We start from the raw sequence: 12800 nt of genomic DNA on the forward strand, positions 1-12800 counted from the left end.
CAACGGCAATCTACTACTGTAAGCCTGATTACTTCCTCGTACGGTTTCACCACTCAGTGCCCTGTTCCCAGTTTACCAAGCGGGAATACCCCGGTAGCTAGCCGGCTTGTGTACCATGAAAAAAAAACATCTGTTCATCACAGACTTAAAACGTACTTCTTCCCTTCGCAACGCAGTGCGCTTTTGGCAACGCTGCGCTCCACCAGACATGATGCTGATGGTCTGCCCGGTTTTGTCCTCCACACCATTACTGGGCTTCGCTGGCCGGGCCTTACTCACTACTACGGATTCATCTGCCACCTCACACCAACATCATTCTTGAATCACTTCTTGAATGATGCTTCCAAGTTGCCTTGGACTTGATGCCAGGCTTCCCCAGTTATTGCACTGGCTCCCTGTAAGGTATTCCACCCTCAAGCACACCGTTGGTCTGACTAAGTATCGGGCTTCGCGATATTTTGCACGCTTACCCACCAACAGTGCCGAAGCAGGTTACGGTTAGTTGTGTACACCTTACTTCCTATGGCTTCCTTCAGACCCTACCGTTGGCCAATAACGCCCTTGCCATTCGGATTATCTTCCCCTTAGTCGGGGCGATTCAGGTTTCTTTCAACCTGACGGGTTTGCCAGCTTTGCTGGGCAAACAAAAAAGCCCCGTCATTTCTGACGAGGCTTCGTTGTAATGGCGGAGCGGACGGGACTCGAACCCGCGACCCCCGGCGTGACAGGCCGGTATTCTAACCAACTGAACTACCGCTCCAATTCTGTATAAAAGCAGTATGCATACTGCTGTTTAGAATGTGGCGGAGAGATAGGGATTTGAACCCTAGATACGCTACAAACGTATGCCGGTTTTCAAGACCGGTGCTTTCAACCACTCAGCCATCTCTCCGTAAGTGCGAGGAATATTACCGATCAGTACCAAGGCTGTAAAGCAATATTTCAAGCAAAACAGCTCAAATGCTCACTTTTCAACCTTTACTGTCATAATTTCAATATTTATAATTTTTTGCTGACTCTTTTCAGATGCTTAACCACTTCACACTGACAAAAATTGATAACTAGCGCACATTTTTACCTTCTTCCCCAACGTCTTCTAACTAGTCATAAATCAACAAAATAAATTACACCTGGCAAATTTGGACATCAAAAGCACTGCTCAAGATGATAAAGACAAAATAATAAACCAAAACACAATCACACGTTGAACGTCATAACGACAATTGTTGCCTTCACATAAGTGATGAGTTGAGTATAGTGAATTTATGCTCACTAAGTAATCACACAAAGATTTGCTCTCTGTGAAGCAGCATGAAGTGCCGCTGCTTAATGAGTTAGGAATTAGTCTACAGTCAATTTTCTTACAAGGAGTTTATTATGGCTAAACGAGTATCAAACAAGCGCATCAAAGAAATTCTAGACAATGCAAAATCTAAAAAATAACTCTTAAAGCCTCCGCTTAGGAGGCTTTCTTTTTTGCCTCTAGTAATTTTTGCTACTCCTCCCACAATTACAATCCAAGTACCTGCCAAAGCGCTACCTTCATCTAAGCTGCACTATAGTTTAACCAACTACTATCCTCATCGAATAAGGTGACATCATGGCACGTATTTTTCTCGTATTACTACCCTTTCTGCTATTTCCGCTGAAAAGTATGGCTAAGCCTACTGATATTGATGGATTAGAAGTGGTCAGTAGCCCGTATACCGTTGAGCAAACAGTCGAAAACTTAGTCAAGGTACTGGAAGAGAACAACATGTCGATTTTTGGCCGTATCAATCACGCCAAAGCAGCGCAGGAAGTCGAAATTGATTTAAGGCCAACCGAACTCGTTATTTTTGGTAATCCAAAGGTCGGTTCAAAGCTTATGCAGTGCCAGCAAAGTATGGGCATTGACCTACCGCTGAAGGTACTTGTTTTCGAAGATGAGGACGGCAAAGTATGGCTAAGCTATAACGCGCCAAGCTACCTAGAACAGCGCCATAAGCTTGTTGGCTGCAACGCTTTAGGTAAAAAAATTGCCACCAGCCTGGCTGAATTCTCTGAACAAGCTACCAAGAAATAACAAAAAAGCTGGTGCATTTAGAATGTACCAGCTCTCTCCTACTCTTTAGGCTTTTACTCTTTAGGCTAACTTCAATTTTCCGACAGCTTAAAGCCCTTTTCGATACTGTGCTTTTGTTGTTGGCGATAGCACCGTCGAAAGTTGCTCAGTATTCGCTTGTGGCTCGGTAATCGCCAACTTAAATGCTTCAACCAAGTCTGCTTTGCTCACTGATACTTTCGTTTCAGTTTTGATATCGCGTAAATCAATGAACATGCCATCAAACAGCGCTGGAAGATCCCGCACTACATCCGTATTCAAGAAATTCTCTTGGCTATAGAGGGCATTGTGATCACCGCGCTGTTTATCAACGACAAATGACGACGCTTTCATACTCAGGATAGAGGCTGATTTATCACATTTTCTTAAGCACTTGTCATCAAAGCGCTTCTTCTTACAACCAATCGTTTGATGGAACAAGCATTGGCGGCTCGTAAGCAACATAATTGGATGGTAGATACTGTAGAAAAGCTCAAAACCCTCAGGTTTCCCCAGGCGCTTCATCTGCTTCTTATTAATTTCATTAGAAACGAATGCACCGATACAGTTAAACTCTTCTTTAAGGCATTGCAAGCTATATGAGTTGGTTACGTTCATTTGTGGGCCAGCAATCCAACGAATACCAAGTTCATTGGCGGCAAAACCAATACCGCTATTGTTGGTGACAATACACGCTGGCTGCACTGTTTGTAAGAATTCAATTGCAGCCTGATAGTTATCACTAATAAGAATGGCAGGGAACCATGGGATCAGTGTGTCATTAGCCTCAAACAGCGAGATCATTTTCGCCAAATTCGCTTTCATTGCTTCAGGCAACTGGAAGTACAGATTGGTCCCCGCCGATTGTGCAAGGCTTAGATCTGTCTCATTGGCAATCAATACGTTCAAGCTGGGTGCTTTTTCTAACGCCCCCATACTAGCCTGAAGCTTAGGTAGCTCTATTGGCTCAACTAACGGCTTAGAGCCATTTAGCACAAAGGCTATTTGGTCTTTTAAAGCTGTTTGCTCTTTATAGGGAATGTATAAGCCATCAGTAAGGCCGTTTAAATCAACATTAACGATCTTATGGTCGGCATTACCCAAACCAAGTGCCCATTTCTCGAGGGTCGCTTTCTCAAGCTGTAGCTTATGATGCTTTACCAATACCTGCTGGCTGCTAAAGCTAACGGTTCGATGTGGTAGCGCTAAGTCGACGACCAACGGCTCCCCTTCTGTACCGCGAACACTCACTGACACGGCATGAATATCAGTATCAAGATCTTTCGTCTTCGCTTCTACATCCTGAATAATGACGGTTTTGTCATCATAGAGCTTTTTCTTAACTTGCTTATATTGCTCAGGTGTCGTGCAACTGTAGATCTTAGAGAAATGAGTAGCGGAGTAGTCACGCGGGTTGTCGATAAACATCCCTTTGTTGATATCCCCTTGCAAATAAGCATTGGAGAAATCGCGGTTAAATACCGTATACAAACCCGTAGTATCAGTCAGAACCTGTCCCGAATCGCAAAAACTATCAATCTGCTTGCGCCAGCTGTCGACGACAGTATGCACATAGTGGGCCTTCTTAATCCTTCCTTCGACTTTTAAGGAATACACACCAGCATCAGCCAATGCCGCCATATCTGAGTAAGCAGAGTTATCCTTCATGTTTAACGGATAATCTTTTCCGGCATCCGTGGTGTGATATTGATCGCGGCATGGCTGGCTACAACGGCCCCGGTTACCTGAATTGCCGTTATGGACCGAGCTGATATAACAAAGCCCAGAGAAGCCGATACAGTACGAGCCATGCACAAACACTTCCATCAGCACATCATGCTGATGACCAAATTGGGCAAGGTGCTTGATCTCATGAATGTTCAACTCACGTGACAAGTTAACGCGACTTGCCGTTAACTGCTTCAAGAACTGGATTTGCCCTTCATTGTGGGTATTTGTCTGGGTAGAAGCATGGACATCGAGCGTTGGGAAGTGCTTTTTCAAGATATAAAACAAGCCCAGATCCTGCACGATTACACCGTCAACCTTGGTATTGACCAACTTGTTAAGCAAGCGGATCAATGCAGGGACCTCACTCTCAAGAATAATAATATTCAGGGTTAGGAAGATTTTGCAGTCATATTGATGGGCAAGTTTGATGATCCCATTCAACTTCTCGAAAGTAAGATTGGTTGCTCGGTTTCGGGCATTGAAGTTGTCCAATCCGCAATAAATAGCATCGGCCCCAGCAACAATTGCCGCCTTGATCGACTCAATATCACCACCCGGTGCTAACAGCTCGAATTGATTTTTGTTCACAGCAATACCCACTTACCCATGCTTCGTCAAAGGGGGCGTATTCTACGTGGTTCAACTTTATTTTTCCATACGGTTTATAAGGCTAATCGGGTTTGAGGCAGAGGTTAATATTGAGACAGTTCCTAACAACACAGTAATTATTTGTTTTAAGAAACTAAGACAGAAAATCATACCTAGTATTTTCTTGAACCACGTTATGGGGAACCGGAGAAGTAATATATGGTTAGGTATAATAAAAAATTACCAGTCATTGGCGCCCTATTAGGGCTCGCAGTGGCAGGTGGTGCCCAAGCTTCATCAAAATATTTACTCCCACCAGTGCAAACCAATGACATGTTTGCACTGGAAAAAGACTGTGACTGTGTCTTGAGGATCACGCCTGATAAGTACATCTCAGTAGAAATCAAAGAAGATGATATTATCTACGCGATTAAGAAAGACACCTATGATGAACTGGAAGATATCTCTTTTGGTAGTAAAGCCATTGTTGCGTTAGATGACGGTACATTGCTATTTACCGTTGGTGATGGAGTGACAATGGGTGATGATAATGATTTTGACTCCAGATCCTATGTAATGAAGCGCAACCCGTACGGTAAGCTTTCAGTGTTATTGTCTAACTACGACATCCTCAATTTAACTTATGAAACTGCATCCTCACTAGAAGGCCTCGTTCAAGGCGGTGATGGTTATTTTTATACCGGTGACGATATTAGCGACAGCATTATTCGCATTGACCCTTATAGTGGCTACGCTAAGATTTTCATTGAACAAGAAGATATAGATAAATTGGGCGAAGATTTCCAATTTGATGTGCAGCCAGCTATGGCAGCTGATAACCGCTACCTCTATCTAGCATCAGACGACTCACCGAACCTTGTTTTTAAGGTTGATTATACTTTTGGTAAGCCAGAAATTTTTGCCGCAGGCCCAAACGTCGACCCGTTTAACTTATCAAAAGAAAACTACATTTATCTAGTAAATGACTATAAAAACCCACCGCGTGGCTATGATAGCTACTATGGTTTGAAAGGTTACGATTACCCTAAAAAGCCAACCAACATTTCTGGTAAGTTCAAGATCAACATCGATAAGTACAAATATTACAATCACGAATACAGTTATTCACATACCATTTCAACGGACCCATTACAGTGGGATGCCAGCCCTTACGACGTTGCCGCTGCTATCAAAAAAGCAATTGGCGTAAAAGTTGAAGTCACTGGTGTTGGTACTATTGGTAAACCTTGGGAGTTTAATTTACCTGATGGTTTCAAATTCACTGGTGTTACCGAGTACTATTTGGAAGGCGCTAGCATTGAAACAATCTCTAACAATAGTACCGGTGGAGATGATAAAGAAGCTATTGAGTCACAAAACCATATTGAGGCACTTAGTACCAGTAAGAAATATGGCAAATTATCCGTACGCTTTGAAGCGCGAATCACAAGCGGCTCTGACAGTGAAACTGAAGACTTAGGTACAATTTCATGGTACGTAGGTGATAGCCCAGCCAAAATTAAAGAGCTGTTAGTAAAATATACCCACCTAACCGAAAAAGATGTCCATGTGTCAGGTACAGGGTCATCCTATAACCCATGGGTATTCTCATTTAAGGGTGGCTTTGAAAACACCAGAATCGCCTTAAAAAACGGTTCATACGGTCATGATGATACTATTGACTCGGACTATATACTGGTAGGTACGATCCAAAATGCCCGCGCTTTTGATGACCCAGATGGTTTCATGACGAGAAAGTATAATGGCGTTATCACCGTTCAAGATGACTCGAATGGCCACTTCATCTATGACATCAGCCTGCTCGGAGAAGTGAGCAAAGTGCTTTCAGAGTGGGACTTTGTTAGCTTAAACAAAGGCAGTGTCGACATTGAAGGAGGGATTGCTTATGACCAAGACAAGAACCTCTTCATCAGTAGCCATGGTGATAGTGATTCAAATGATTTTGGTAAAGATCAGGATGCCAGTATCTTCAAATACAGTAAAAACGGCAGCCTATCTATTTGGATAGATGCAGAGGACATTGCTAAGGTCACTTACGGTGACGAAGGATCAATAGAGGTTGAAGGAATTGCTTTTGAGCGTAAGCGACAAAGTAAATCTAACAGCCGTTATAAGCCTGAACCTTCACCTTCTCCGTCATTTCCATCATCATGGTTTTGATAGGATAAATTAACCAAGCAACCAATGTTAGTTGAAGCGTCTTATGGCGCTTCACTTTTTTAATCATACTCGAAGCATTGCTGCTTCAACCAACGCCCCAAGGTTTTAATTTCAAACTGCTTCGCCCTCGATTTTTTATAAACAAAATACATATCATCACCGGTCGGTAAATCATGCATCGGAATACGCACCAAGTTTTGTTGGTGGTCTTGGTCGTTAAGAAAATAGTCATTCAAGAACGCGATGCCCTGATGGTATTTTACCGCCTCTGCAGCAAGCACCATGTGGCTGAAGTGGCTGATCTTCACATCACTTGGCAAGCTAAACCCGCCTCGCTCGCACCATTTGACCCAGTCTTTCGCTTCATCACCTTGCTTAAAAATAGAGTGTACCGACAACAGTGGTTGCTCCCATAAAGCCTCTGGCAAGGGTTTGTCTTCTATTTTCTGCCATACTTTTTGGCTACAAAACGGGTACAGCAGCTCTTTGTATAAGAAATCGCTGACATAATTTTTCTTTGGCGGATAAGCAGTAATAAAGCAGTCTGCAACTTGATCGGAGAACTCGGGTTCATCGGCAAACATACTCAGCGTCAGATCGATTTCGGGGTGTTGTTGGCGCAGATTTTCAAGCCGGGGGACCAACCATTTCACTGCCAATGAACTGTACATTGCCAATCGAATCTTACCGCTTTCACCTTCGCGAATTTGCTGGCTGGCTTGCGCTATGTTCTGAAGCGAATGGGACACTTCCTCGTAATAGCGCTCGCCCATTGGGGTCAACGACAAACGCCTTCCCTGCCGTACAAATAAAGTTTCACCTAAATATTCTTCGAGCAAGCGCACCTGATGGCTCACCGCACTTTGAGTGACATTCAGTGCCATAGCCGCCTGAGAAAAGCTGTTTAAGCGGGCGACCGACTCGAAACATTGCACGGCTCGCAATGGTGGTAATTTCATTATTAGCTCAGCTCATACTTAATGAATATTTATCATTATATATGAAGGTTATTTATAGATTAAGCTTACCCCATCACAACTCACCACTTTCTTTTTGCACTAACACTGAACACGCGTCAGTCAATGACAGGAGCTTCGTCATGCCTTCAATGTCTGTTGGAATGGCAATGGGTTTACTCATTGTCGGCAACATTATTGCGGTTTTCTCTGATGCCTTAATTAAAACCTTGGGTGAAGACACGGCCGTATTTCAATTCGTCTTTTTTAGGCAATTGACTGCGGTATTGATCCTCTTGCCCTTTTGCTATGGCGTGAGTAAAAAGAGTTTCACCGACGGACTTAAATGGCATGCCTTGCGTGCGCATATCTGGCTACTAGGTGCGATCTTCATGGTGTTTGCCATCAATGCAATGCCATTGGCGACGGCCAACGCCATTTTCTATGCAGCACCACTGATGATGCTGCCCTTGGCGTTAGTGTTTTTCAAAGAGCAACTCACCCGCTACTCCATTGCTGCTGGCGTATTGGGCTTTCTTGGTGTGCTAGTGATTATTCGTCCAACCGAGGTCGACTGGGCAGCCATTGCAGCGCTAATCGTGGCACTCACCATTGCGAGCAATAACTTATTGATCCGCAAGTTGCCAAAGCATCAAACCGTGGCACAAACGCTGTTATTAACCAACTTGGCAGGCATTCCGGCCTCACTTGGGCTGGCGCTATGGGAAGGTCGCGAGTGGGATTGGTCACCGCTAGTCACGGCAGCTGGCTCAAGCAGCTTTATTTTAATTTATGCGGCGATATGTGTCATTGCATACCGCTCGGCAGAAAGTAATAAAATAGCCAGTGCCGAATATAGCGGCCTGCTTGGCGCCGTCGGTGTTGGCTTGGTATGGTTTGGGGAAATGCCTGACTTAGCCATGATCATTGGCACAGCCATGATTGTACTCCCGCTTATATGGCTGGCTCGAATTGAAAAAAGAAAAGCAGCATCGAATACAGAATTAACGGAATAACCTATGTCAGCTTTTGTGCTTTCTCAAATAATAATCGGCATCGCAGTCTGCTTCGATCTGGTCTCCTTCCAGTTCAAAGAAAAGAAAAACATCATCAAGTGTTTTGTTTGTGCGGTGACCTTAATTGGTATCCACTTTGCCCTACTCGAACAATGGACAGGGGCCGGCTTGATGGCATTAGGCGCGCTGCGCTACATCACCAGCCTCTATACCACGTCGAAGAGAATGGCACTGCTGTTTTGTATTAGCACCTTGGTGATCACCTTCTTCACTTATGCAGGTATTGCCAGCATCATTAGCTGTACAGCAGCCTTGGTTCAAAACATCGCCGCATTCAGCAAGAATGACCAACGTCTCCGCCAGTTAATGATTGTTGGTACCAGCTTGTGGCTTGCCCACAATATTGTGATTGGCTCTCCCACCGCTGTGGCGCTTGAGGCATTGTTCCTGTCAAGCAACTTGATTGGCTATTACCGCTACTACATTAAACCTAAATCTGAGCAGGCCAACCCTGCTTAAGCTAAGCAACGCTGAAGTTTGGAGATGGTGAGTGCAGCCATACAACAAGGGGGCTAACCAGCCCCCTTGTATTATTCTGCTACCTTCGCCAATGGCTGTTTTTCTTTCAGTTTGTCTAGCAACACCGAAATCGGAACGATTGGCCCCATCATGTTCACCCTTAGGTTGTCATTGCCCGATGAATAGTGCAATTCGGAAGAGTCTGACGACGAGTAATTGTATTTGTAGTTAAACTTCCCGGTTGCCATGTGCAACAGATCAAAGTCTTTGCGATGGCAGGAAATATAGGCACGCCAATACATCGCATCCAAGATCTCACTTGGTTGATCGGCTCTGATGATGAAGCGCCAACTGCCATCTTCACCATAAAAATCGAGCGGGAATGTGTTTTTTATTTTTCTTTTACTAAACAATGTAAACAATCCAGTTAGCCAGCCAGATATACCCGTGTCATTTGGGCATAGCGTCGATTATGCAAGGATTAAATAAGAATGGAAGATGTTCAGAGCAAAAACGAATAATTTTGACATAACTGTACAAATTTCGACGGAATGATTTATTAAACCCTAATCAAGTGCTCTAACACATCCACTTCTTATAAAACTGAAGTCTGCCTAATCATGATCTCGTGTTTACCAGGACTCAGTGTATAACCGCCCTTGTGTCAGTATAATGACCAAGGTTGAAATCAATAAGGGCTTGACGTGTCTCATCAAATACTCTCTAAACAACTTCCCAAAGGCGAACCCGTTTGTATTGATACCATCGGTAGTGGTTCTTCGGCCTTCAGCCATCCACATCGGCATGACTACTATGAGATTGTTTGGGCATTGGAAGGCGAAGGCACCCATAATATTGATTTCGTCCAATACCCTTTAAACCAAGGCCAAGTTTACTTTATCTCTCCCGGCCAGGTGCATAGCGATGCCCAAACCAACGGCAAGGTCTGCTTTATCACCTTCCAGCCTGATTTTATTGAACATAATTATCGGGGCCAGTTAACCATCGACCGGACTTTCTACCACAATAAAACCTCAGCCTCGATGGTCAATTTGGATCAACAGGGTGAAACCGATCTTACCCATATCACCCAAATCATGGCTCGGGCCCTTAATGAGAAAGACCCCGATTGGGATCTTGTTGGCTCGATGCTCAGTGGCTTTTTACACTATTCACAGCGCTACATACCCCAAGAGCAACAAACCCAATCTTTGATTCAACAGCGCATGTACGCCCTGTACGTGCTCATTGATAACCACTATGCCGACGAGAAGAAAACAGATTTCTACGCCAAGCACTTATCGGTATCTAACAAGCGAGCAAATGAGATTGCACGGCAACATTGTGGCAAAACGATTTCAAGGTTGGTACATGACAGAGTCATGCTTGAAGCAAGACGCGATTTAGCCTTTACCACAAAAACAGTAAAACAGATCGCCCATGATCTCGGCTATGACGACGTGGCCTATTTTTGCCGCTTCTTTCGCAAAATGGCCGATGAATCGCCATTAGACTTTCGTCAACGCGTGTTCAAATAGTCCTATCATTTGGTCAGTTAATCCATTTCGATTTCAATGTCAGTACCAGATAATACCCACCTAACCGAATAATAATGAATAAACATGCTATGCCGTCAGGTTAGCGACATAGCGAGGTGGAACATGGCAACAACACATATCGATCTTCATTACACCCCGATCAAACGGTGCTTCAAACATTATTTATTACCCGCTATTACCGGCTTGATCATCAAATCGCTCTTTATTATGGGCGACACCATCATGATAGGCCGTGGTACCGGCCCCGATGGTTTGGGCGCTGTCGCCCTCACTATTCCTTTCTTCTCGTTCTTTACCGCCATTGCCATGATGCTGGGTATCGGTGGTTCAGCAATGATGGCGATCCAATTTGGTAAAGGACGCTTTGAAGAGGGGCAAACCTTATTTGTTCAATCGCTATTGCTAACGCTCATCCTGGCGGGTGGCTTATCAATGGCTGGCCTCTACTGGCTTGATGAGATGTTGGCGCTAATGGGTGCCCAAGGTAACACCGCGGCATTAACGGGCGACTTCCTCAGCATCATGCTGCAGTTTTTCATTATTTACGCGCTAGGCTGGGTACTTTCTTGCTTTATTCGAAATGACGGCAACCCTCGCCTAGCCATGTATGCAATGGCTGGTAGTGCGCTCCTTAACCTTGTGCTGGACTACTTCTTCATTTTCCACTTTGGTTGGGGGATCAAAGGGGCTGCCTATGCGACAGGCATTGCCCAATCACTGATGCTGCTGTTTTTGCTGACCCACTTTTTCAATCCGCGCAGCAAGCTAAAGCTCTCGCTTCGTGGTTTGGGACTCAGCAAAGCACCGAAGATTCTCTCGATCGGATTACCGATTTTCTTCATCGAATCTTCCATGGCTGCCACTACCCTTATCTACAATGTAGTGCTACTTGATTTAGGGGGAGAGCTGTACCTGAATGCGTTTAGTATCGTGATGAACGTCGGTATCTTCGTGATGTTTATTCTGGTTGGTATTGGCCAGGCATGCCAGCCCATTATCAGCTTTAACCATGGAGCAGAATCAGTCGAGCGAGTGCGTGAAACATTATTTATCGGCTTGAGATTTGCCGTAATCACTGGTGTGGTGGCGGTCATTTTATCCCAGTTGTTCTCTAAACAAATCTCAGGGCTCTTTACGGTAGATAACCCAGAGCTAGTGATGCTATCTGCCAGTGCTTTGGTATTCTATTTCTTGGCATTCCCATTCATGGCTATCAACTTGGTCACAGCAACCATGTTTCAATCCATTGGTAGCCCGGCAAACGCCAATATTATTTCACTATGCCGCGGTTTTTTGTTCGTGGTTATCGGTTTGTTTGCCCTGCCGAAGGTACTACCGGAATCTGGCGTTTGGCTAAGTCCACTATTTGCAGAAACACTGGCAGCCCTCATTAGCGTGGTATTGTTGGCTCGTTTGCTCAAGCAGATGAAAAACCAAACACCTGCTGTTGTCGAACAAACATAGCGATTGCTCCCTACTAAGATCTCATGAAATAGAAGCAAGAAAGCCGCACTGTTAAAACAATGCGGCTTTCTTTTTCATGGGGTGGTATTAGCTGAAGCCTAAATTAGCTTTGAGCAACTAGCTCTTCTTTTTCTTGCTGGCTTGGTGCAATGAGCTTATAAGACATGATACCGATAACCATACACTTAATGATCATCATTTGAGTGTTACCGAAGTAAGCACCAAGGCCGACGAAGCCAGAAATTAGCATCAGCGTGCGGTATTTCTTCAGCGTAGTCATGTAAAGCGCCGCAACAATCAAGCCCAGATCCATAAACTGAAGCGCTACAGGCAACGTTGGGTCAGCAATGAAACCAGTAACGGCCACATACACAATGTATAGGATCGCAGCAGCCATAATTGCAGCAAGCGTATTTACCACAACCTTGGCAGCTTTTGTAAAATCGTTCACGTAACGGTAGGTATTAATCGCAGCGACTGAAAGGTTCAAGATCAGCTTCGGCCACCAACCCATCAGAATCGACCAGATGATATCGTTCGCTGCAGAACCAAAGGCTGCAAAACGGGTAAACTTCATGCTGTTAAACACAGTGATGGAGATGTAGAACGCGACAGAGGTCCATCCTAACACTTCAGTAATTAGCTCTAGCAAAACAATATCTCTTCTATATTACGTTTATCGTACAGTTAAGGGTGATGGTCA

Annotated in this window: 10 protein-coding genes and 2 tRNA genes; 6 read left to right on the plus strand and 6 right to left on the minus strand. The window is 44.4% G+C overall.

All coding sequences use genetic code 11. The features are described from left to right. Window positions 1-683 precede the first annotated feature (683 nt). Together C9I98_RS06320 and C9I98_RS06325 are read right to left on the minus strand one after the other, a co-directional pair. Window positions 684-760: transfer RNA gene (locus C9I98_RS06320), tRNA-Asp, on the minus strand. Window positions 761-801: 41 nt separating this feature from the next. Next, window positions 802-892, minus strand: a tRNA-Ser gene (locus C9I98_RS06325). A gap of 708 nt (window positions 893-1600) precedes the next feature. On the opposite strand from C9I98_RS06325, the gene C9I98_RS06330 reads away from it, so the two are divergent. Next, window positions 1601-2065, plus strand: a complete 465-nt coding sequence (locus C9I98_RS06330) for a DUF302 domain-containing protein (protein ID WP_211318307.1) — start codon at window positions 1601-1603, stop codon at window positions 2063-2065. Between the two features lie 87 nt (window positions 2066-2152). On the opposite strand, the gene C9I98_RS06335 is transcribed toward C9I98_RS06330, so the two are convergent. Next, complete coding sequence (locus tag C9I98_RS06335; RefSeq protein WP_081878973.1) at window positions 2153-4402, minus strand: peptidase U32 family protein; 2250 nt, start codon at window positions 4400-4402, stop codon at window positions 2153-2155. A gap of 219 nt (window positions 4403-4621) precedes the next feature. Here C9I98_RS06335 and C9I98_RS06340 point away from each other — a divergent pair, with 219 nt between their 5' ends. Further along, window positions 4622-6583 (plus strand): hypothetical protein, encoded by a 1962-nt coding sequence (locus tag C9I98_RS06340; RefSeq protein WP_107271740.1) that lies wholly within the window; start codon window positions 4622-4624, stop codon window positions 6581-6583. Window positions 6584-6642: 59 nt separating this feature from the next. Here the strand turns inward: C9I98_RS06340 and C9I98_RS06345 are convergent, their stop codons facing one another. Beyond that, a complete protein-coding gene (locus C9I98_RS06345; RefSeq protein WP_107271741.1) occupies window positions 6643-7542 on the minus strand; it encodes a LysR family transcriptional regulator in 900 nt (299 codons plus the stop codon). Window positions 7543-7682: 140 nt separating this feature from the next. Here C9I98_RS06345 and C9I98_RS06350 point away from each other — a divergent pair, with 140 nt between their 5' ends. Together C9I98_RS06350 and C9I98_RS06355 are read left to right on the plus strand one after the other, a co-directional pair. Continuing rightward, window positions 7683-8555: a DMT family transporter gene (locus C9I98_RS06350; RefSeq protein WP_036825874.1), complete on the plus strand. Its 873-nt coding sequence runs from the start codon at window positions 7683-7685 to the stop codon at window positions 8553-8555. Between the two features lie 3 nt (window positions 8556-8558). Next, window positions 8559-9074, plus strand: a complete 516-nt coding sequence (locus tag C9I98_RS06355) for a YgjV family protein (protein WP_036825877.1) — start codon at window positions 8559-8561, stop codon at window positions 9072-9074. Between the two features lie 71 nt (window positions 9075-9145). Here the strand turns inward: C9I98_RS06355 and C9I98_RS06360 are convergent, their stop codons facing one another. Continuing rightward, entirely contained in the window at window positions 9146-9487 is a 342-nt protein-coding gene (locus C9I98_RS06360; protein ID WP_036825880.1) for a hypothetical protein, read from the minus strand. Window positions 9488-9778: 291 nt separating this feature from the next. Here C9I98_RS06360 and C9I98_RS06365 point away from each other — a divergent pair, with 291 nt between their 5' ends. Further along, the gene (locus tag C9I98_RS06365; protein WP_051902398.1) at window positions 9779-10612 is read left to right on the plus strand and encodes a helix-turn-helix domain-containing protein; all 834 of its coding nucleotides are present in this window, start codon (window positions 9779-9781) and stop codon (window positions 10610-10612) included. A gap of 123 nt (window positions 10613-10735) precedes the next feature. Then, entirely contained in the window at window positions 10736-12097 is a 1362-nt protein-coding gene (locus tag C9I98_RS06370) for an MATE family efflux transporter (RefSeq protein ID WP_036825883.1), read from the plus strand. A gap of 103 nt (window positions 12098-12200) precedes the next feature. Here the strand turns inward: C9I98_RS06370 and C9I98_RS06375 are convergent, their stop codons facing one another. Continuing rightward, window positions 12201-12749, minus strand: a complete 549-nt coding sequence (locus C9I98_RS06375; RefSeq protein ID WP_107271742.1) for a hypothetical protein — start codon at window positions 12747-12749, stop codon at window positions 12201-12203. Window positions 12750-12800: the final 51 nt, after the last annotated feature.

The sequence above is a fragment of the Photobacterium sanctipauli genome (assembly GCF_003026495.1).
In the GTDB taxonomy this organism is placed as follows: Bacteria; Pseudomonadota; Gammaproteobacteria; order Enterobacterales; family Vibrionaceae; genus Photobacterium; species Photobacterium sanctipauli.